Below are 20,262 nucleotides of genomic sequence, written 5' to 3' on the forward strand. Positions count from 1 at the left end.
CCAATAGCCAGTCGAGATCGAAAAAAGTATCACCGCAGCGGCAATTATTTTTTCACTCAGGCCGGGGAGAGCATGACCCAGTAGCCATTCAAATGGCCGCTGACGAGGATCGGGTAGGTTTGCGCCAGCATGTTCAAGGTGCGCTGGCTGTCGCTGATCGGGTAGGCGCCGGAAATGCGCAGATCGGCAAGCGCCGGATCGAGGCGCACGAATCCCCGGCGATAGCGTGTCAGTTCCTCGACGAAGTCGGCCAGGCGCATCTTGTCGGCCATCAGCATGCCTTGCGTCCAGGCACCGACATAACGGTCGGCAACGCTGAGCTGGCCAAAGGTGTGGGACGAGAAGTCGGTGCGTTGACCGGCGTTGACGATCAGCGGCGTGGTCTGGCGATTGTCCGCGAGCTCGACTTTGACCGCGCCTTCCAGCACCGCAAGGTGGGTGCGCGGTTGCAGTTCGCGCACGGTGAAACGCGTGCCCAGCGCCTGCATCCGACCTTGACGGGTGCTGACCAGAAACGGTCGCGCCAACGGTGAAATGTCCGGCGCGGTCTGCACCAGTATTTCGCCTTCGCGCAGGTGAATGAGGCGTTGATTGGCGTCGAACAGCACGTCGATGGCGGTGTCGGTGTTCAGGGTGATTTTCGAGCCGTCGGCCAGGGTCAGCTCGCGTTGCTGGCCAAAGGCAGTGCGATAGTCGGCTGACCATTGCTGCGACTCTGCCAGCTTCCAGCTGCCCCAACCGGCCGGCAGGATGGCCAGAATCATCGCCAGTTTGCCCAACGCCGCACGGCGCTCCGGGCTGCTCGGGCGATCGAGCGCCGACATCGCCAGTGACGGTGGCAGGCCGCCGAGTTTGCTCTGCAACAACTGCGCCCGCGCCCAGGCACGACCGCGCTCGGGGGTGCTGGCTTTCCAGTATTCCCATTCGCCGCGCTCGCTGTCGCTGAGTTCGCCTTCACTCATGCGGATCAACCAGTCGGCGGCTTCTTCCAGGGCCTGGTGATCGAGGTGCGGCTCATGGCGGCGGCTGAGCATTCACTCCACCAGCAACAGGCACTGCACGAAGGCTTGCTTCATGTAGCGTTTGACGGTGATCAGCGACACGCCCAGCTGCTCGGCAATGTCGTCGTATTTCAGCCCGCTGATCTGCGACAACAGAAAGGCGCGTTTGACCAGCGGCGGCAGGGCGTCGAGCATCGCGTCGATTTCGTGCAGGGTTTCCAGCACCATGAAACGCAATTCCGGCGAAGGCACTTCCGGCGCCGGCACATGGGCGAGGGCGTCCAGGTAGGCACGTTCCAGCGCCTTGCGTTGATACCAGTTGACCAGAATGCCTTTGGCCACGCAGCTCAGATACGCGCGCGGCTGCTCAATGACGGTGACCTGGGAGGCAAGGATGCGCGTGAAGGTGTCCTGCGCCAGATCCGCCGCATCCATGGCGTTTCCCAGTTTTTTTCTCAGCGTCGCGTACAGCCAGCCGTGATGGCCGCTGTACAGTGCTTCGATCGCGCGCAGGTGATTGGCATTATTCGCGGGAAGGGTTTCGCTCATGGCTGCAGATTTTCATGCAATTGAGAAGTATTCCCAATGCTAGTTTACAAAGCCGCTGCGACGCAAGCGCCGATTGTTTTCCGCTTCAGACTCTCGGCAGACGGCTCAGCGCAGCAATCATCGTGTCGATTTCCGCCTCGGTGTTGTACGCATGCAACGAGGCACGGCTGACTTCCGGCAAGTCCCTGTGCTGCATGTCGAGCAGGGTCGAGCGGAACGTCGAGGTGCTGACGTTGATGCGCTTTTCCTGGCCGGCCAGCCACTGCTGAACGTGCGCGGCGCTGCTGTCGCGATGAGTAAACGTGACGATGCCGGACTTCTGCACTCCGAGGTCTCGCGGCGTGATACCAGGAATATTTGCCAGTTGTCGGCGCAGGTAATCTGCCAGTTGCTGAATCCGCAGCCACATCGATTCGATGCCTTGCGCCAGTGCGTATTCCACTGCCGCACCAAGACCGAGTTTGGCGGCGACGTTGCATTCCCAGTTCTCGAAGCGTCGGGCATCGGCGCGGATTTCGAACGTCTCGGCGTCCTGCAATGAGGCAGCATGCAAGTCGAGAAACGCCGGCTCAAGGTTCTGGCACAGAGACTTTTCGACATACAAAAAACCCATCCCGCGCGGTCCGCGCAGGTATTTGCGACTGGTTGCCGCGAGCATGTGGCAGCCGATTTTCTGCACGTCGATCGGCATCTGCCCGACCCCCTGACAGGCATCGAGCAGAAACAGCACGCCAGCCGAACGGGCGAGGGCGCCGATCTGCTCGATGGGTTGCACCGGGCCGCCATTGGTGGCGATCACCGGCAAGGAAATCAGTGCAACCCGATCATCGTCGAGCATGGCCGTTAGTGCCGACAGGGAAACCTGGCCGTGTTCATCGTTAGGAATGACCCGAATCTCGATACCGCGCCGCTGCTTCATTTGCAGATAAGGAATGTAGTTGCCGGCGTATTCGGTGGTCGACGTCAGCACCACATCGCCGGGTTGCAATGGCAAGGAGTAGAACGCCATATCCCATGCGCGGGTCGCGTTCTCGATCACCGCAATTTCGTCAGGCTGAGCGTTGATCAATTGCCCGATGGCGGCGTAGACATTTTCCACTTTGGCCGATTGTTGCCCGGCGGCTTCGTAGCCGCCCAAAGTCGCTTCAAGCTGAATATGACGGGTCATGGTCTCGATCACCGGCGCGGGCATCAGCGCCGCGCCGGCATTGTTGAAGTGGATCAGTTGCGCGACGGCAGGAGTGTCGGCGCGCAGTTGTTCAATGTTCAAAAGCAGACTCCTTGATCATTCGCCGTCTGGGGCTGGGCTCGCTTGCATCGCCGCCGGCCAGTAGCGCAACGCGACGATCGGGATCAGTGCGACGACGTAAGCGAGGCAAACAAACAGATAGGTGTACTGCAAACCGTAGACCTGACTGAGCAGGCCGCCGGCGGAAATCCCCGCAATCGAAGCGAATTGCGCAGTGCCCTGAGCGATGCCCAAAACATGACCCTGTCGCGAGCTGTCGGCGGTTTTCGAGATCAGCGCCATCAACACCGGTGTGGTTGCACCGAGCAGCACGCCCCAAATGAAGTAGGCAATGACAAACACCACCGGGTTGTGGGTGGCGCCTGCCACCGCAGTGAGGACGATGCAGCCGATGACCACGTAAGTCATGCGCTGCAAGGTGTCCTGCTGCCCACGCTGTTCGAAATAACGCGACCACGCCGTGGCCGACAGAATGAAGCCCAGCGCCAGCAAGCCGTAGCAGAGGCCGACCACCGAATTGCTGACCTCGAACACCGAGCTGACATACAGCGAAAACGAGGTCTGCGGCAGCATCCGCGCCAGCAACAGAATGCCCATCACACCGAGCAGCGACAGCAATGGTGAGCCTTGCCAGAGGCTGCCGGAACGCGCCGGCGCAGTTTTGTCGACGACCACGGCTTTCTTCACCGGCGGCACGTCCGGCAAGGTCACGGCGGCGATCACGGTACACACCGCACACAGCGCTGAAGCGATGATGTTGATCCAGAAGAACGTCGCGTAATCGAGGATCAAGCCGCCGACCACCGCACCCAGCAGCGAGCCGACATTGGTCGAGATTTGCAGAATGGCGAACAGCCGTGCGCGCCGCGACGGCGCTTCAATGCTGACGCCATAGGCCTGTGCCGGCGCGATATAGCCGGCAAACGCGCCTTGCAGAAAACGCAGGATCAGAATCACCCAGATATCACTGAAGAGCGCCAGCCCAAGCTGGGTCAACGACAAGCCGGCGAGGGCGCGGATCATCATCAACTTGTGGCCGTAGCGATCGCCGATCCGGCCCCAGAATGCACTGGTGAGAATAATGCCCAGCATCGGCCCGACGTACACGGCGATGCTGGCGAAGCTGAAAAGCGACTCGGAGGTCGTCAGCCCACGCAGGTGGACAGGCCAGAACGGCCCGCTCATTTCCATCGCGCCCATCGATACCAACTGGATCGCAAATAGAAGATAAATCAGGATTCTTACTCTCGAACCCTGGATGGCACCTGCTTGGGACATGAGTCAGCCTCGGTTAAACGCTAGCGAGCGGGTTGGTCAGGGTGTGTTGCAAACGATAGTTGCTGTATTGCATCAAGTGCATGCGCAGCAGCGAACGAGTCGGCCATGGCTCTTCGACGAACGCCTTGTGCTCGGTTTCCCACACGTCTGCCGCGACGCGGTCACGCACCGCTTCGAAGGCGAGGTCGGTTTCTTCGCGCAAGATTTGCCATAGCCGTGTGTTGTTGAAAGCGTATTCCTTGGTCAGCCACAGGGCGATTTCATGCAGGTGCGTGAGGAACGCCGCGTCGAGCACGAACATGCGCACCGGCTCGATATCACCGGAGAATACTGTCGGCAGAATACCCGGCTGCACGTGCGGTTGCAGGCTGTAACCACGGCCCTCGAGCAACGGCGCGTAAGTGCGGCCATCACCGAAATCGCGGATCAGCAGACTACGTGCTTTGCCATCCGGGGAGAACAGCACCATGGTGTTTTGCTGGTGCGCCTCAAGGCCGATGCCGTACATCAAGTAGATCGCCACCACCGGGTGAGTCACCACCTTCGCGTACTCGCGGAACCAGCTCTCGACCTGCGCAGCATTGGCGCGTACACCGTCACGTTCAATAAGATCGGTGAACAGCGGACGACCACTGCCGGGCAAACGGGTGAACAGTGAAGCTACGGTTATCGGCAGGCACTCATCGTTGCGTTCGAATGCAGGCGCACTGGCGCGATACACCACGGACAGATGACGGCCCGGGTGATCGTCCTGCGTCACCGCGTTTTTGTAACGCACACCGATTTCTTCCGGGAAGATTTCCAGGCGCTGATCGAAGCCGTTTTCCGTCTCGAGAATCTTGCTGATCACCGTGCTGATGCGCGGGCCCATGTGAATCGACTTGGCTTGCAGGCTGCGCAGTTCGCTGGTCATCCATACCGCGATGGGCAGTTTGATCAGCGGCGCGGATTCGTCCAGTACCGGCATCATCGTGCGATAGGACATGGTCGGCAGGGTTGGCAGGTCCGGGCCATCGGTGATCAGAATGCCGTCGGCGATTTCCTGCGCGAAGGTTTCCAGCACGTAGGCTTGTAAATGCCAGCTGTGGATCGGCAAGGGCAGCCATTGGTTTTCGTCCAGTCCCTTGCTGTTGAGCGAGGCTTTCCATTGCGTCCATTGCGTCGGGAAGTGCTCGGCAAACCAGGCGCGGTAATCGATCACGTGCGGCATGCTTTCGCTTTTCGCGTTGTCGGCGCGCAGTGCGGCGATGCGCAGGGGCACCTGTGCGTTGAACTCGGGCGACAGTTGCTCGACCTCTTCATCGGTCAGGCCCGGGCGGGCTTTCCAGGTCGGGTAATACGGGTGACCTTCCAGTGAACCCCACTGGTCGAGCAGGATCGCGGCGTCCTTGGTTTTGGCGTGCTGGCGCAAGTAATCAGTGAAGCTGTGCAGTCCTTGATCCTTGGCGGCTTGTGCCAGTCGGGCGTTCCAATGCTGGCGATGCTGACGGGCGTGGGCGTCGTTGCTCAGGCTGTTTTCCATGTCGGACTTGAGCCCGGCCACGCCTTCGTCGGTCGGGGCGAAGTCGAAACTGTCGCGCAGCACATCGAGCATGTCCTGGTGGCTGGTGATCACCTGGCGCACGCCTTCATCGGTGACCAACACCACGTCACCGTCGTTGACCACGGTATCGGCCGGGCCTTTGGCGATGTCGGAAAAAGCCAGGTGGGCGCGGCCGCCCTTGAGCGGATACGTGGCCTGGTTGCCCTCGACGGAAAAGCTCAGGGCCGCTCGGTCGAGGATGTTTTCCGCAAACAGGCAACGCACCAGACGGCGCATGGCGTTTTTGCGGGAGTAGGCGATCAGTGTCTTGAAGTCATCCATATCAGCGGTCTGCTCATCGAAAATTGAATGAAAAGATCAAGCGGCGGCGCTTGTCGTGTGCGGCCATTGGCGCGGGAAATAGTCGAGTGCCGAGCCGCGCAGGCCTTCCATGTAGGCCACGCTCCACTGCAGGACTTCCTCGATGTAAGGCACCTTGAGGTCGAAACGCTTGGCCATTTCCACCAGCAGCACCAGGCCGTAGGCGACGTCTTCGTTGAAGGCGCGGCTCTCGCGCTCGATCACGTAACCGGCGCGGTTGTCGGCAGCCGGCACCATCGGCGCAAGGATGTCGTTGTAGGCCTGATTGGTGCGCAGGATCGACAGCATGCTGCTCGGGTCGCGAATCTGCTCGCCGTAGGCCTCGACGATTTCCTGTTTCAGCGATTTCACCGAAGACAGGTCGATGCCCAGGCGCTGGCTGATCACCGCGCACAGTTGCTGGCTTTCCTGATCCATGCGTTCAAGGAAATAGGCGCCGAGTTCCGGGCATTCGGTCCACCAGCACATGCGCTGCGGGAAGATCTTGCGGTGCCACTGGCCGTAGGGGCCGATGAGGCCGTAGATCACCGAGCTGTGCATGATCGGGTTGCCCGGCGTCAGGGTGATCTCCAGAAAGTGCTCGAGCATCGTCACGCACGGGCCGTACAGCCGCGTGAGTATTTTTTCCAATTGGCGGCGCGCGGTTTGTGGCTCCCGGGCGTGGGTCGCGACGTACAACTGGCTTTTGCCGCCGCCCATTTTGATCGAGCGTCCCGGGGTCAATTCGAACGCCGTGTGCGGCACATCTTTCATGCCCCAGATCACCACATTCGGCCGGTCGGGCAGGGTGGCTTCGGCCAGCCAGTCGAAACCGCAAAAACCGGGAATCGCGCCGATGAACACCGGTTTGCTGGTGGTCAGGTGCGGCGCGATGTCTTTCAACGTTTGCGGGCGCGCATGGGCCGGCACGGTGATGATGACGATGTCGGCATCTTCAACCGCGGTTTTCGCGTCGCTGGTCACCCGATCCAGCCGGGCGCTCAGGGTCGAGCCGTCGGGCAGCAACGCCTGCATCGGCGTCTGGCGAGCGTGTTGTTCGATGACCTCCTGATTATGGGTGTGCATCGAAACCTGAACATTGGGTAGCTGCTTGAACAGGATGGCGTTGAGATGGCCGGTCCTGCCGCCACCACAGATGGCGACTTTCAACAGATTCATCGAGAGGCGTTCCTGTGTGAAAAGTGGGTCATGCGACGCTCAGTTGCAGCGGCGCGGAAACGGTGTCCAGCCAGTGGGTCTTGCCCAGCCAGGCGTCCAGTTGCGGGGCGATGCTCGGATCGATCAGATCGCGCTCCTGCAGCCATTGGTCGTCGAACACGGTGTGCAGGTATTTCTCGCCGCCGTCGGCGATCGGCACGACTACGTTTCCGGTCAGCACGCCTTTGTGGATCAGCTCAAGTGCCTTGAAGATCGCACCACCGGTCGAGCCGCCGACCAGCAGGGCGAAGTTGCGCGCGATGTAGCGGGCGGTTTCGAATGCCTGCGAATCGGTGACTTGCACGCCCAGATCGATGCAGCTGTAGTCGAGCACCAGACCCACGGTGTCGCCGGCCGGCGTACCGGTGCCGGATTGGTAGTACGGGTAGCCGGGGTGGCCGAAGACAATCGAACCGGCTGGTTCCACCGCGACGGTGACGGTGTCCGGGTTGTGCACTTTCAAGCCGCGTGCGATGCCGGTCATCGAACCGCCGGTGCCGACGCAACCGACGTAAGCGCCGACCACGCCTTCAGCCTGCACGATGGTTTCGCGGACGAAATCGCTGTAGCCGCCGGCATTGGCCGCATTGTCGGACTGATTCATGAACACCGCGCCGGGAATCTCGCTGGCCAGTTCGGCGGCCATCTGTTGGCGCTCGACCACCGCGACTTCATCTTCGCGATAAGTGCCTTTGACGAAACGAATGTCGGCACCGAGGGCCTTCATCACGGCGATCTTGTCTTGCGCGGCGTGGTGATCGACCACGGCGATGAAATGCAGACCAAACTCGACCGCCGCCATGGCCAGGCCAATCCCGGTATTGCCCGACGATGACTCAACCACCACGCCGCCGGGTTTCAAGCGACCGGACTTGAGCGCGGCCAGCACCATGTTGCGCGCCATGCGGTCTTTGATGCTGCCGCCGGGATTGTTCTTTTCAATCTTCAACAACAAACGCGCGTTGGTATCCGGAACATCGATGCCCAACATCGGTGTATTACCGATAAGGTCAGAGACTTTATTCAAGATCATTGCAATTGTTCCCTTTAGTAGTCAGGTGAAAACGCATAGTTACCTTCCGTACAACAGGTCGCCATCAGCCGCCGGGGCAGGGGATGGCGATGAAACTCGTTTTCCAGCAAGTCCATCTGGTAACCGGCGGTGTTGATATAAATCAATAAGTCACCGGCTTGCGGTGCCGTTGCAAAGTTGATCAGGCGATGGGTGATGACGTCATCGTCCAGGCAACTATGGCCGGCGATATAAGCCTGAGTCGGGGTGTTTGGCTGTTGTTTGGTGCTGACAAGTATTGGATCTAGCAGATATTCCGAGGCAAACCAGGTTTCGCAAGCGCTGAAACTGCTGCCCTCAACGAAGATTACAGTTTTATTGTCAGCCAATTGTTTGCTGCGCGTGACGCGAAAGATTGAAATGGCGGCTTGATCGACCAGGCTTCGGCCCGGCTCGAGTGCCAGTGTTATTTGCTGGGTCTTCAAGTAATTGGCAATCGACAAGCCGTGAGAATGCTCGGCTTCGAGTAATAACGTCAGCCATTGTGTCGCGGTCAGTTCACTGCCGTAAGGATAATAAGTGGCGGGAACTTTCTGGTTGTCATAGTGGCTCGGGTTATTGTCATTTTGCAGGAACTGAGCGTAGGTCTCAGGTTCGACATAGCGAATCGGCAAGCCGCCACCGATGTCGATCATCTGCGGATTCAAGCCCATTTCCCTGGCCGCCTCGATAAATCCGCTGACCTCACGAAAGGCTTGTGCGCGGGATTCGAATCCATAGCCGCCGAGGTGAAAATGGAAACCTTCAAAATGAAAAAGCTCAGGTTTTTCTGTCAACCGTTGCAGGCATTGCAGCAGGTCTTGCGAACCCATTCCGAATCGGCTGTTCTGACTGCTTTTTGGTCTGTAACGCAGTAAAACTCTGGTTTTCGTCGGACCTGGTTGTGGTGGGAGCACGCAATGCAGGTGATCGAATTCCTCCAGCGAATCCACACAAATCAATGAACCGGCGCTGATCAGCGCTTGATGGAAAACGGCTGTTTTGGCCGGTCCTGTGGCGCAGATTCTGGTGCCCGGCACACCTGCGCGCAGGGCAGCATTCAACTCGTGGATGCTCGACACATCGACGCCGATCCCCGAATTCGCTGCAGCGCCGAGCATACTTTGCGACTTGTTGGCCTTGGCCCCGTAGAAAATGGCATGGGGAACCTGGTATTGCTTCAATACGTTCAGCAGCGCTTGCGTGTTTAATTCAAACGCATGGGGCCAGACCAGATTTAACGGCGAGCCCTGTTGTTCCACCAAGTCTGCAAGTTTATTCGGGAACTTGTTGATAAACGTGGCAATAACCGGGTCGATCAGCGGCGTTAACATTTCCGGGTGATGAACTTTATACGGCTGTTCAACAGCAGATTTATTTGTTGTAGGCATAGTTAACCCATAGCGTCGAAAGTTGCGTCGCCATTGATAGTCCGATCATCGATCGTTATCGATGCGGGTTGTCTTTTTTTGCTCGTCAGCGTCGAGGCTTTAAACAACCGGGAGGCGGGTGCCAAGTGAAATCCGCTATTGGATCTGTAGCCATGATCGTAATAAATGGTTCACAAAATAATTGCATGAGAACCCCATTCCATAAGGTTTGTGCGGATGTATTGAATGGCCATTAGTTGCTGGCCATTGCCCTGTAGCAGCCTGTAGCTGATGTTTAAGTGACATCACTGACAGGTACTTTTGCAGATACCGATGACTTGCTTTGAAACGAGAATAGTTCCTCTTGGCGGCGTGAACAATATTGCGAACAGGAACGATTATCAAGTAAGGTTTTCAAATATTTTTCAATAAAGACCTGTTTCAGGCGAATCCATGAACGTGCATTTACACGCTCAAGGACTCGTTCGTCCCGAGATTAAAAAGTCTCTTAATTGCTTGATCAATAAGGCGTTAAGGGCTGTTGCGATAAGCCCCGGCACGGCAGGCAAATCTGCCGTTGAACGGGCCTGAAAATTTTCAAAAACCACGACGGGTTCACGTCAAAGGAGCAACGCCATGCAATCCGATCGACTCAGCCGCAAAGCGCCACTCGCGATCAGCTACCTGTTCGTGCCGGGCAACCGTCCCGAGCGTTTTTCCAAAGCCTGCGAAGCGGGCCCGGACGCGATCATTCTCGACCTCGAAGACGCCGTACATCCGGACAGCAAAGTCGCCGCCCGTGACGCCATCCAGGCGTGGCAGGAGAAAACGCCGAGCGTTGCTTGTGAGCGTTACATCCGCCTCAACAGCGTCAGCAGTTCGCTGTTTCGCCAGGACCTGAGCTGGCTCAGCGACCTGCGTTACCCCGAGCGTTGCAGCGGGATTTTCCTGCCCAAGGCCGAATGTCCCGAGACGCTGGCGCGGGCGGTCGAGCGCTTGCTGGAGTGGCAACCGAGGCTGGCGATCGTCGCGATCATCGAGACCGCCAAAGGCCTGCAGCAGGTCGAGTCGATCGCTGCGATTGCGGGCGTGGCGCGGCTGGCGTTTGGCTCGCTAGATTTCTCGCTCGATATCAACTGCAGCCAGGTGCCCGAGGCGTTTCTGTTTGCCCGCAACCGCATCGTGCTGGCGTCGCGCACGGCGGATCTGCCGTCGCCGATCGATGGCGTGACGCCGGCGATCAGCGACTTGGCGGTGGTTGCCCAAGACTCGCAATACGCGCGTTCGCTGGGCTTCGGCGCCAAGCTGTGCATCCATCCCGGGCAACTGGCGACGGTGCAGCGCGCCTTCCTGCCGGATTCGCGCCAACTGGCGTGGGCCGACCGCGTGATGCGAGCGGTGGCCACGGGCAGCCATGCGGTGCAAGTGGACGGCGAGATGGTCGACTTGCCGCTGATCGAACTCGCCCAACGCCTGCTCGATGTGGCCAGTCAGCATGCGCCGGTTGCCCGCGCCGATGCCTGCTGAATCCCCGGCGAATCAGGAGATCACCATGGACCACGGTTATCAGATTGCGCTGCGGCCACTGTGCGACGTGTTGCAGTCGGAGCAGGTCGATCCGGCCAACGTGACGCTGCTGCGCGAGTCGATTGTCCGCGCCGGGCATTGGCTGGAACCGATCATCGTCGAGCGTTCGCGCGGCATCGTGATGGACGGCAATCACCGTTTCACCGCGGCGTTGCAGCTGGGTTTGAAACGGGTGCCGTGCATCCAGCTCGACTACTCCGATCCGCGCGTCTGTGTGCGGCATTGGCAAACCGGACAAGCGTTCGAGGTGGCGCGAATTTTCACCACCATCGCCCGCGGCGAGATTTTTCCGTACAAGACCACCCGGCACGCGTTTGACCCCGCGCTGCCGGTGGTCGCGATTCCGCTGGAGCGTCTCTACGCCTGACCCTGATCGGGCGACGGAAAAAAACTTTACTGCGGGTGATACTTTTTCGCAGATCGACTGGCAATAGGAGTGATTACCATTTTCCCTCGATGAAAAGGATCCTCACGTCATGCCTGTTGTCAGTCGTCCTTGCGGTGAGCGGGTGTTAACACTCGCCGTGCGTACCGCCATGCTGAATTTCGTTTTGGTCGCAGGAAGCGCCAACGCTTGGGCCGCCAGCCCCGAGCAAACAGGCGTTGCCGCCGACCCGACTGCGAACGCCGCGCCGGACGCGCTGACCCTCGACACCACCAACGTCAACGCCCGTTACAACGGTGCGACTGCCTTGCCGGAAACCCTCGCCGGTGGTCAGGTAGCGCGCGGCGCACGGCTGGGCATGCTGGGCAACAAAGACGTGATGGACACGCCGTTCAGCGTCACCAGTTACACCGCCAAAACCCTCGCCGATCTGCAAACCGTGACCGTCGCCGATGCGCTGGAACGTGATCCTTCAGTGCGCTCGACCGGGCAGACTGGTGGTATCGTCGACTCGTTTTTCATCCGTGGCTTCCCGATTGGCGAAGGCAACCTTGGTGAGCTGGCGTTCGACGGCGTCTACGGTGTCGCGCCGAATTATCGGGTGTTCACCGACTACGCCGAGCGCGTTGAAGTGCTCAAGGGGCCGGGCGCGCTGATGTACGGCATCTCGCCGAACAGCGGCGTCGGCGGCGTGATCAACATCGTGCCCAAGCGTCCGCTGGATGAAGACCTGACCCGGTTCACCGGCACCTATGCCTCGGATTCTCAGGTCGGCGGGCACCTGGACCTGAGCCGGCGCTTCGGTTCGGAGAACCAGTTCGGCGTGCGTTTCAACGGCAACCTGCAGGGTGGCGATACCGCCGTCGATGATCAGCATCGCGACCTCGGTGTCGGCGCGATCGCCCTGGATTATCGCGGCGAGCGTCTGCGCCTGAACCTCGATTACATCAGCCAGAAAGAAAGCTGGGAGGGCGCTTCGCGGCCCTTCACCATCGCGCCGGGCGTTGATGTGCCGTCTGCGCCGAACGGCCGCACCAATCACTCGCAGGACTGGGGCTGGTCGGACACCAAAGAGCAGTCAGCGTTGCTCGGTGGCGAATATGACCTGACCGACAACGTCACCGTGTTCGCCCATGCTGGTGGCGGCAAGTCCGACGTCAAGCGCCTGTCCGACCAGGTGCCGAGAATCCTCAACGACGCCGGTGATACCAGCAACATTCCCGGCTACTACAAATTCAACGTTGATCGCTCGACGGCTGACGTCGGTATGCGTGGTGTGTTTGCCACTGGCCCGATCACTCACACCACCACGGTCATGGCGACCCGGTATCAGGATGAGCTGTCACGCGGCATCAACAACGGCACGGCCATCTTGTCGAATATCTACCACCCGATCGACAGGCCGCAGCAGTACATCAACTCGCCAAAGGTGTTGCGCGTTTCCGAATCGGAGCTGTCCGGCGTGGCGTTGACCGACACAATGTCGATGCTCGATGACCGCTTCCAGTTGACCCTCGGCGTGCGTCGTCAGGACATCGAATCGCGTAACTACAACGCGGCCGGTGCGGTCAGTTCGAAATACAAGGACAACGCCACGAGCCCGCTGGTCGGCGTGGTGGTCAAGCCTTGGCAAGACGTTTCGCTCTACTACAATTATGTCGAAGGCTTGAGCAAGGGCGACATCGCCCCGGGCACGGCGGCCAATGCCGGCGAAACCTTCGCCCCGTACGAATCCAAGCAGCATGAGATTGGCGTCAAGTACGAGCACGGTACGTTCATGACCACGCTGGCGTTGTTCCAGATCGAGAAGCCGAGCGGTGAAGTCGGTGCCGACAACGTGTTCTCTGTGCAGGCCGAACAACGCAACCGTGGTGTCGAGTTGAGCATGTTCGGCGAAGTGGCCCCGGGCACTCGCCTGATGGGCGGCGTGACCGTGCTCGACGGTGAACTGACCGATTCGGCGACCCAGGCCAACCGTGGCAACAAACCGGTTGGCGTGCCGGACGTGCAAGCCAACCTCTGGGCCGAATGGGACACGCCATGGCTTGAAGGCTTCACCCTCACCGGCGGGGCGATCTACACCGACAGCCAGTACGTCAACCAGGCCAACACTCAGGAGCTGGATGCCTGGACCCGCGTCGACGCCGGCGCGCGTTATGCGACCAAAATCGAAGGCCGGCCAACGACGTTCCGCGCCACCGTGCAGAACGTCTTCGATCGTGAGTACTGGTCGGGCGTGGCGTCCTACGGCGCGTTCTCTCCAGGTTACCCGCGGACCTTGCAGCTGTCGGCCACGGTCGATTTCTGATGTGAACGGGCAGGGCGTAACGGTCGCCAACGGCGGTTACCGATTTTCCTTCTATATATAGCTTCACGATCACGTTGGCTGTCCGAGACGTGGTCCGGCAGGCTGGCAGCAATTGCTGTCCGCCTGAACCTTTCAGAAAAGGAGTATTCGCCATGTTTAATCACTCAGGCGTGGGGGCGGTAAACGCGCCGTTGGCTTTTCGGACAGCGAACAACCCATTGGCCTTTGAGTGTGATCGCAGCGCCAATGCGCATATTCGCGAACTGCTGCGCCACTTTGGGCTGCGCACCAGCCTGATCCGCTTCAAAGTCATCAATGCACTGGTGGTGGCCGGCCGCGACGGGCATGGGATCGGGGTGAATGGCGTGCATGCGTTTGTCGAGTCTTCATCGCCCGAGCTGTCGTTCGTCAGTGTGCGTGAAGTGCTCAAGCGTCTGGGTGAAGAGGGGCTGATCGTGCTTGGCAGTGACAAGACCTACCGATTTTCCTCTGCGGCCATGGAATTGCTGCAGCTACAGAGCCCCCGTGTATTTCACGGCGGCGGCCGCTCGCGAGGGCACGTTCAGCGTGCGTAATAAAGAAGACACATGAATGCGCACCGTGAACGGGGAGATCTCCAGTTCGCGGGCGATTTCCTTGTTGGTTTTGCCTTGGGCAATCAAGCGCAGTACGTCTTGCTGACGAGGCGTGAGAGCGGCGCCGGTTTCCAGCGGCAGCAGGCCTGACGGCGCGAACTTCACCAGTACTTCACCTTCGCGAATTGCCAGAATTGCCTGACCGATTTCGTCCGGAGCGATGTTTTTGCCGATAAAACCGTCGATACCGGCGGCCATGACTTCGCTGATCAGCGACTCATCATCGACCATCGACACCACAATCAGCGTGGTACGGGGTAAGCGTCGACGCAGTTCGGCGAGCTGGCTTACACACGTGAGCCCAGGAAAACGCAAATCAAGCATCAGCGTGTCCGGCACATCACCCAAAGGCAGCAGCGCCAGCACGGCGTCGAGATCGCCGGCTTCGTCGATAACGGCCTCGGGCAGCAACCGCTGAACCGTGCGCAGCATCGCTTCGCGAAACAGCGGGTGATCGTCGGCTATGATAATTCGGCAGGTCATGGCATGACCCTCCCTGGGTCAGGCGTTACTCAAGGCTTGCACCTTAGCACCGGGCGCGAAGTTTGCCTGTAGGCTGATTCGGAAACTGACGATTGCCGCACAAGGACGTTTAACCATGAAGTTCGAGAAAAACACCGAACTCGACCAGGCCAACCTGCGCATCATCATCGCCAGTATTGCCGTGGTTTACATGCTCATACTGGGTTTTTTGCCAGGCCAGCGCTTCGATACCTATCTGCCCGTTGTCACCTACATCATCCTGTTTTTGCTGGCCTCGATCGGTTTGCGTCAGGCGATTGCGCGCTGGCCGGGGCATTACCCGGCGCGGCGGATTTTTTCCATGGTCCACGATTACACCGGCACCTGTTTCGGTCTGGTGGTCGGTGGCGAGGCGGCGTTGCCACTGTATGCGGTGATTATCTGGGTCAACCTTGGTAACGGCATGCGCTATGGCTCGCGTTATCTGGCGATTGCCACGGTGCTGGCCTTGCTGGCATTGCTGTGTGTTTATCGCCTGACCCCGGTGTGGCAGGCACAGCCGTTTATGGTGTTGATGCTGATGATCACCAGCACGGTGATCCCGTTTTATGCGCACTTGCTGCTGGAGCGTACGCGCAAGGCCTCCGAAGAAGCGGTGGCGGCGAATCTGGAAAAGTCGCGGTTTCTCGCCCAGGCCAGTCATGATCTGCGCCAGCCGATTCACTCCATCGGTCTGTTTACCGCTTGCCTGCGGGAGTCGCGGTTGGGCGATGAGGAGCGACGTCTGGTCGATAACATCGACCGATCGCTGCTCAACGTCTCGCAACTGTTCCGCTCGATTCTCGATCTGTACACCCTCGATAACGGCCGGGTTCTGCCCAAACTGCAAACCTTCAATTTAGGTGAATGGCTCGCAGATCTGATTCGCCAGAACGCCGAAGCGGCACGTTGGGCTGGAGTGGAGTTGCGTTTTCGCCCCTGTGAGTATTGGGTGCAAACCGATCCGGCGTTGCTGGCGACCATGGTGCAGAACGTGCTATCCAACTGCTTCAAATATGGTGCGCATCGGCCGGTGCTGATCGGTGTGCGCCGGCGCGGGGCAGGGCTGACCATCGTGATTTATGACCGCGGCAACGGTATCGCCGAAGAACATCTGGCCAAGGTGTTCGAAGAGTTTTATCGGGTGCGCCAGGTACGCGACAAGGATGTCGAAGGCGTCGGGTTGGGGCTGTCGATCGTCAAGCGTCTGGGCGAGTTGATCGGTGTCGGCGTTGCCCTGCGTTCGCAACTTGGGCGGGGTACGGCGGTGACTTTGTACGGCTTGCCCATCACCGCGCCGCCGCAGGTAACGGTCAATCGTGATGAAGCACGTCAGGTCGGTTTGCTGACCGGGTTGAAGGTGTGTCTGGTGGAGGATGATCGCAACGTATTGCTCGCGACTTCGGCGTTATTGGAGCGTTGGGGCTGTGTGGTTCAGGCCGAGTTGACGGCTCAGGACCTGGTCACCGATTGCGACATCATCGTCGCCGACTATGACCTCGGCACTCATGCCACCGGCATTGAATGCATCGACGATGTGCGTCAACAGCGGGGCTGGGCAGTGCCGGCAATGATCATCACTGGACATGACGTCGAAAAAATCCAGGCCGCCCTGCATGACCGCCACATCGCGATCTTGTCCAAGCCGGTGCGCCCGGCCGAACTGCGCGCGACGTTGCGAACCTTGCGCGACCGCCGACCGCAAATCCAACCCCTGTAGGAGCTGCGGCACGCTGCGATCTTTTGATCTTCTTTTTCAGGGTCAGGATCAAAATCAAAAGATCGCAGCCTCGTTGCACTCGACAGCTCCTACAAGTTAATGCGTGCTCAGCGCTTGCACAGGTAATCCTGAGTGATGGTGGTTTGCAGGCAGTTGTACTGGCCCATGGTGCGGCAGATGTTTTTTTCGGAGCCGGTGACCTCGGCGTTTTTGTAGCCCCAGGTCTTGCAGCGTTGCGCGGCGACAGTCATGCCTTGTTCGGCGCTGGTCTGGCCGCTTTCGAACTGGCCCAGTTCATAGGAAACCTGGACGACGCCATCGTTTTTGCTGCCGCCGGTGGCTTCCCATTGTTTCGGCGTGGCGCAGCCAGTGAGGAACAAGGCGCTGAGGGTGAGTGTTGCGATCAGGGATTTCATGGTGTTTCTTCCTTGGTGTTGTTCTGATTTCCAGGCACAACGATCCCGCACGCTGCGAACAGGCAACGTTGAGGAACATCGAGGGGTGCGGGGGAATATAGCGCCAGCGGACAGGGCGGTCGATTAGCACAAATGTGCTAGTGCAGTGGGGGATCGACGGCCGTTAGGCACTTCTCTTCCTGCCCGATTCGGGCAAAGCTCGAATCAGTCTAAAAACTCTGATTCATGTCGACGAGCCTTTGCTAGGCTCAAAGATGTAGGCGAAGACGCAGACTGATGCGCAATCGGATAGCAAGGGGGCGTGGGGCGCGCTCCGAAAGGTACACGGTTAGAAAGATCTCCGCGCTGAGATCCAGCCCTTATGCCGTGTGAAGCAGCCGAGGCCGTACCTTTTCAATTTGGCCCGGTACTGTGGGAAGCCCGATAAACCTTGTAAGCCAGAGACCAGCACTGGCCGCCTACTCGAACATCAAAGCCCGCTTTATGCGGGCTTTGTCGTTCCTGCAAGGTCAGATCGATTGCAGCGCCTGCGCCAGATCGGCGCGCAAGTCTTCGACGTCTTCAACGCCAACCGACAGGCGCACCAGACCGTCGCCAATGCCCAGTTTGGCGCGGGTATCCGCCGGAATCGTCGCATGGGTCATGATCGCCGGGTGCTCGATCAGGCTTTCCACGCCACCGAGACTTTCCGCCAATGCGAAGATCTTCACGTTCTCAAGGAAGCGCCGCGCGCCCGCCAGATCACTGTTCAGATCCACGGAAATCATCCCGCCGAAACCGCGCATCTGGCGCTTGGCCAACTCATGCTGCGGGTGCGACTCAAGGCCCGGATAGTAGACGCGTTTGACCTGCGGCTGCTGCTCCAGCCACTGCGCCAGATCCAGTGCGTTGCTGCAATGACGCTCCATGCGCAGCGCCAAAGTCTTCACCCCGCGCAGGGTGAGAAATGCATCGAACGGCCCGGCAATCGCACCGACGGCGTTCTGCAAGAAGCCCAGCTTCTCGGCCAGTTCTTCGTTCTGGCCGACCACGGCGATGCCGCCGATCACGTCGGAGTGACCGTTCAGGTACTTGGTGGTCGAGTGCAGCACGATGTCGAAACCCAACTCCAGCGGCCGCTGGATATACGGGCTGGCAAAGGTGTTGTCGGCCACGCTGATGATCCCGCGAGCGCGGCAGATACGGGCGATAGCGGCGAGGTCCGACAGGCTCAACAGCGGGTTGGTCGGTGACTCGACAATCACCAGGCGTGTGTCGTCCTGCAGCGCCGCTTCGAACGCCGCCAGGTCAGTCAGATCGACGTAGCTGAAACGGTGTCCGGCACTGCGCTGACGAACCTTGTCGAACAGGCGGAACGTGCCGCCGTACAAGTCATTGCCGGAGATCACGTGCGAACCGGCATCGATCAGTTCCAGCACCGTGGAAATCGTCGCCAGCCCGGAAGCGAACGCGAATGCGCGGGTGCCACCTTCAAGGTCCGCCACGCAACGCTCCAGGGCAAAACGCGTCGGGTTGTGCGAGCGGCCGTAATCGAAACCCTTGTGCACGCCGGGGCTGTCTTGCAGGTAGGTGGAGTTGGCGTAGATCGGCGGCATCAGCGCGCCGGTGGTCGGGTCCGGCGTCTGCCCGGCGTGGATCACCCGGGTCGCGAAGCCTTGGGATTTATCGTCGTGCTGACTCATGCGAGGGATCTCCGTAATTGGTTGAGCATGTCGGTGCGGGTGATCAGGCCATGGAAGCCCGATGCATCGGCAATGATCGCGACGAGGCCACGGCTGAGCACCGCTTCCAGCTCGGCAAGGCTGGCGCCGGGTGCGAGGGTTTGCAGCTTGTCGGTCATCACGCTGGCCACCGATTGGCTGAAGCGCGCGGCGTCTTCGTGCACCGGCAGCAGGATGTCGGATTCGTCGATCACGCCGACCAGTTGCTTGCCTTCCACCAGCACCGGCAATTGCGAAACATCCGCAAGGCGCATGCGCTGGAACGCGGTCAGCAACGTGTCGTCAGGGCCGACGCTGATCACGCGGCCGTCCTCGAAACGCCGGGCGATCAGGTCGCGCAAGTCGCCGTAGCCCTTGCGCTGCAACAGGCCCTGATCGGTCATCCACTGGTCGTTGTAGACCTTCGACAGGTAGCGCGTGCCGGTGTCGCAGACGAAGCTGACCACGCGTTTCGGCTCGGTCTGTTCACGGCAATAGCGCAGCGCCGCCGCGAGCAGGGTGCCGGTCGAGGAGCCGCCGAGAATGCCTTCGGCCTTGAGCAACTGGCGGGCGTGAGCGAAGCTTTCTTCATCGCTGATCGAGTAGGCGTGGCGCACGCTGGAGAGGTCGGTAATCGATGGAATAAAGTCTTCACCAATGCCTTCCACCGCCCATGAACCCGGCGTTGGCAGGGAGCCGTCGCGGCTGTATTGCGCCATCACCGAGCCGACCGGGTCGGCCAGAACCATTTCCAGGTCCGGCTGCACACGCTTGAAGAAGCGACTCAGGCCGGTCAGCGTACCGGCCGAACCGACACCGACGACGATGGCGTCCAGATCATGTTCGGTCTGCGCCCAGATTTCCGGCGCGGTGCTGCATTCGTGGGCCAGCGGGTTGGCCGGGTTATTGAACTGGTCGGCGAAAAATGCGCCGGGAATGTCTTTCGCCAAACGGGCGGCGACGTCCTGGTAATACTCGGGATGGCCCTTGCCGACGTCGGAGCGGGTGATGTGCACCTCGGCGCCCATGGCCTTCAAGTGCAGGACTTTCTCGGTGGACATTTTGTCCGGTACCACCAGCACCACGCGATAACCTTTGGCGCGGCCAACCAGTGCCAGGCCCAGGCCGGTGTTGCCGGCGGTGGCCTCAACGATGGTGCCTCCGGGTTGCAGACGACCATCACGCTCGGCGGCGTCGATCATCGCCAGACCGATGCGGTCCTTGATCGAACCACCGGGGTTCTGCGATTCAAGTTTGAGAAACAGCGTGCAAGGCCCGGTGTCGAAGCGGGTGACTTGCACCAGTGGAGTATTGCCGATCAGCCCAAGTACGGCAGGGCGTGATTCCTTTGACATTTCTTCACCTCTTAGTGGTGTTGATCGCGTTCCAATCGCGGGGAAAAGACTCGCGTG

17 protein-coding genes are annotated in these 20,262 nt (G+C 59.8%); 5 read left to right on the forward strand and 12 right to left on the reverse strand.

Features of this window, described 5'->3' with window-relative positions:
- Window positions 1-56: 56 nt before the first annotated feature.
- The 8 genes from AC5SEM_RS08380 to AC5SEM_RS08415 all read right to left on the reverse strand — a co-directional run bounded on the left by AC5SEM_RS08380 (window position 57) and on the right by AC5SEM_RS08415 (window position 9,619).
- Window positions 57-1,034, reverse strand: coding sequence for a FecR domain-containing protein (locus tag AC5SEM_RS08380; protein ID WP_077573292.1), 978 nt, complete (start codon window positions 1,032-1,034; stop codon window positions 57-59).
- Window positions 1,035-1,550 (reverse strand): sigma-70 family RNA polymerase sigma factor, encoded by a 516-nt coding sequence (locus AC5SEM_RS08385; RefSeq protein WP_016987079.1) that lies wholly within the window; start codon window positions 1,548-1,550, stop codon window positions 1,035-1,037.
- A gap of 85 nt (window positions 1,551-1,635) precedes the next feature.
- Window positions 1,636-2,820, reverse strand: coding sequence for an aminotransferase class V-fold PLP-dependent enzyme (locus tag AC5SEM_RS08390; protein ID WP_495472633.1), 1,185 nt, complete (start codon window positions 2,818-2,820; stop codon window positions 1,636-1,638).
- A 15-nt stretch (window positions 2,821-2,835) separates the two neighbouring features.
- Window positions 2,836-4,077 (reverse strand): MFS transporter, encoded by a 1,242-nt coding sequence (locus tag AC5SEM_RS08395; RefSeq protein WP_495472634.1) that lies wholly within the window; start codon window positions 4,075-4,077, stop codon window positions 2,836-2,838.
- Window positions 4,078-4,090: 13 nt separating this feature from the next.
- A complete protein-coding gene (locus AC5SEM_RS08400) occupies window positions 4,091-5,941 on the reverse strand; it encodes an IucA/IucC family protein (protein WP_495472635.1) in 1,851 nt (616 codons plus the stop codon).
- 36 nt (window positions 5,942-5,977) lie between these two features.
- Window positions 5,978-7,138, reverse strand: a complete 1,161-nt coding sequence (locus AC5SEM_RS08405; protein ID WP_495472636.1) for an NAD/NADP octopine/nopaline dehydrogenase family protein — start codon at window positions 7,136-7,138, stop codon at window positions 5,978-5,980.
- Window positions 7,139-7,166: 28 nt separating this feature from the next.
- The gene (locus AC5SEM_RS08410) at window positions 7,167-8,210 is read right to left on the reverse strand and encodes a PLP-dependent cysteine synthase family protein (RefSeq protein WP_495472637.1); all 1,044 of its coding nucleotides are present in this window, start codon (window positions 8,208-8,210) and stop codon (window positions 7,167-7,169) included.
- 14 nt (window positions 8,211-8,224) lie between these two features.
- Complete coding sequence (locus AC5SEM_RS08415; protein WP_077573286.1) at window positions 8,225-9,619, reverse strand: Y4yA family PLP-dependent enzyme; 1,395 nt, start codon at window positions 9,617-9,619, stop codon at window positions 8,225-8,227.
- A gap of 615 nt (window positions 9,620-10,234) precedes the next feature.
- Here AC5SEM_RS08415 and AC5SEM_RS08420 point away from each other — a divergent pair.
- The 4 genes from AC5SEM_RS08420 to AC5SEM_RS08435 all read left to right on the forward strand — a co-directional run bounded on the left by AC5SEM_RS08420 (window position 10,235) and on the right by AC5SEM_RS08435 (window position 14,453).
- On the forward strand, window positions 10,235-11,125 hold the full coding sequence (locus tag AC5SEM_RS08420) for an HpcH/HpaI aldolase/citrate lyase family protein (protein WP_495472638.1): 891 nt from the start codon (window positions 10,235-10,237) through the stop codon (window positions 11,123-11,125).
- 25 nt (window positions 11,126-11,150) lie between these two features.
- Entirely contained in the window at window positions 11,151-11,552 is a 402-nt protein-coding gene (locus AC5SEM_RS08425; protein WP_150707589.1) for a ParB N-terminal domain-containing protein, read from the forward strand.
- Between the two features lie 109 nt (window positions 11,553-11,661).
- The gene (locus AC5SEM_RS08430) at window positions 11,662-13,878 is read left to right on the forward strand and encodes a TonB-dependent receptor (RefSeq protein ID WP_495472639.1); all 2,217 of its coding nucleotides are present in this window, start codon (window positions 11,662-11,664) and stop codon (window positions 13,876-13,878) included.
- Window positions 13,879-14,030: 152 nt separating this feature from the next.
- Window positions 14,031-14,453: a fe2+ zn2+ uptake regulation protein gene (locus AC5SEM_RS08435; RefSeq protein ID WP_495472640.1), complete on the forward strand. Its 423-nt coding sequence runs from the start codon at window positions 14,031-14,033 to the stop codon at window positions 14,451-14,453.
- Here AC5SEM_RS08435 and AC5SEM_RS08440 read toward each other — a convergent pair.
- Window positions 14,391-14,996 (reverse strand): LuxR C-terminal-related transcriptional regulator, encoded by a 606-nt coding sequence (locus tag AC5SEM_RS08440; protein ID WP_495472641.1) that lies wholly within the window; start codon window positions 14,994-14,996, stop codon window positions 14,391-14,393. The two genes, AC5SEM_RS08435 and AC5SEM_RS08440, sit on opposite strands and share 63 nt — an antisense overlap.
- 115 nt (window positions 14,997-15,111) lie before the next feature.
- Here AC5SEM_RS08440 and AC5SEM_RS08445 point away from each other — a divergent pair, with 115 nt between their 5' ends.
- Window positions 15,112-16,734 carry an ATP-binding response regulator gene (locus AC5SEM_RS08445; protein WP_368967853.1) on the forward strand — a complete coding sequence of 541 codons (1,623 nt, stop codon included), beginning with the start codon at window positions 15,112-15,114 and terminating at the stop codon, window positions 16,732-16,734.
- Between the two features lie 107 nt (window positions 16,735-16,841).
- On the opposite strand, the gene yecR is transcribed toward AC5SEM_RS08445, so the two are convergent.
- The 3 genes from yecR to AC5SEM_RS08460 form a co-directional block, all read right to left on the reverse strand.
- Window positions 16,842-17,150 (reverse strand): YecR family lipoprotein, encoded by a 309-nt coding sequence (gene yecR / locus AC5SEM_RS08450; protein WP_495472642.1) that lies wholly within the window; start codon window positions 17,148-17,150, stop codon window positions 16,842-16,844.
- Between the two features lie 509 nt (window positions 17,151-17,659).
- The gene (locus tag AC5SEM_RS08455) at window positions 17,660-18,832 is read right to left on the reverse strand and encodes a cystathionine gamma-synthase (protein ID WP_495472643.1); all 1,173 of its coding nucleotides are present in this window, start codon (window positions 18,830-18,832) and stop codon (window positions 17,660-17,662) included.
- Window positions 18,829-20,205, reverse strand: coding sequence for a pyridoxal-phosphate dependent enzyme (locus AC5SEM_RS08460; RefSeq protein WP_495472644.1), 1,377 nt, complete (start codon window positions 20,203-20,205; stop codon window positions 18,829-18,831). The genes AC5SEM_RS08455 and AC5SEM_RS08460 overlap by 4 nt, the downstream gene beginning before the upstream one ends.
- Between the last annotated feature and the right edge of the window lie 57 nt (window positions 20,206-20,262).

This window comes from Pseudomonas sp. CH61, from assembly GCF_059429415.1.

Excerpts from the sequence above, each read along its gene's own strand:
- AC5SEM_RS08380 (WP_077573292.1), bottom strand. The coding sequence starts at position 1,034 with ATGCTCAGCCGCCGCCATGAGCCGCACCTCGATCACCAGGCCCTGGAA.
- AC5SEM_RS08415 (WP_077573286.1), bottom strand. The coding sequence starts at position 9,619 with ATGCCTACAACAAATAAATCTGCTGTTGAACAGCCGTATAAAGTTCAT.
- AC5SEM_RS08420 (WP_495472638.1), top strand. The coding sequence starts at position 10,235 with ATGCAATCCGATCGACTCAGCCGCAAAGCGCCACTCGCGATCAGCTAC.
- AC5SEM_RS08435 (WP_495472640.1), top strand. The coding sequence starts at position 14,031 with ATGTTTAATCACTCAGGCGTGGGGGCGGTAAACGCGCCGTTGGCTTTT.
- AC5SEM_RS08425 (WP_150707589.1), top strand. The coding sequence starts at position 11,151 with ATGGACCACGGTTATCAGATTGCGCTGCGGCCACTGTGCGACGTGTTG.
- AC5SEM_RS08455 (WP_495472643.1), bottom strand. The coding sequence starts at position 18,832 with ATGAGTCAGCACGACGATAAATCCCAAGGCTTCGCGACCCGGGTGATC.
- AC5SEM_RS08440 (WP_495472641.1), bottom strand. The coding sequence starts at position 14,996 with ATGACCTGCCGAATTATCATAGCCGACGATCACCCGCTGTTTCGCGAA.
- AC5SEM_RS08430 (WP_495472639.1), top strand. The coding sequence starts at position 11,662 with ATGCCTGTTGTCAGTCGTCCTTGCGGTGAGCGGGTGTTAACACTCGCC.
- AC5SEM_RS08385 (WP_016987079.1), bottom strand. The coding sequence starts at position 1,550 with ATGAGCGAAACCCTTCCCGCGAATAATGCCAATCACCTGCGCGCGATC.
- AC5SEM_RS08410 (WP_495472637.1), bottom strand. The coding sequence starts at position 8,210 with ATGATCTTGAATAAAGTCTCTGACCTTATCGGTAATACACCGATGTTG.
- AC5SEM_RS08400 (WP_495472635.1), bottom strand. The coding sequence starts at position 5,941 with ATGGATGACTTCAAGACACTGATCGCCTACTCCCGCAAAAACGCCATG.
- AC5SEM_RS08445 (WP_368967853.1), top strand. The coding sequence starts at position 15,112 with ATGAAGTTCGAGAAAAACACCGAACTCGACCAGGCCAACCTGCGCATC.
- AC5SEM_RS08395 (WP_495472634.1), bottom strand. The coding sequence starts at position 4,077 with ATGTCCCAAGCAGGTGCCATCCAGGGTTCGAGAGTAAGAATCCTGATT.
- yecR (WP_495472642.1), bottom strand. The coding sequence starts at position 17,150 with ATGAAATCCCTGATCGCAACACTCACCCTCAGCGCCTTGTTCCTCACT.
- AC5SEM_RS08460 (WP_495472644.1), bottom strand. The coding sequence starts at position 20,205 with ATGTCAAAGGAATCACGCCCTGCCGTACTTGGGCTGATCGGCAATACT.
- AC5SEM_RS08405 (WP_495472636.1), bottom strand. The coding sequence starts at position 7,138 with ATGAATCTGTTGAAAGTCGCCATCTGTGGTGGCGGCAGGACCGGCCAT.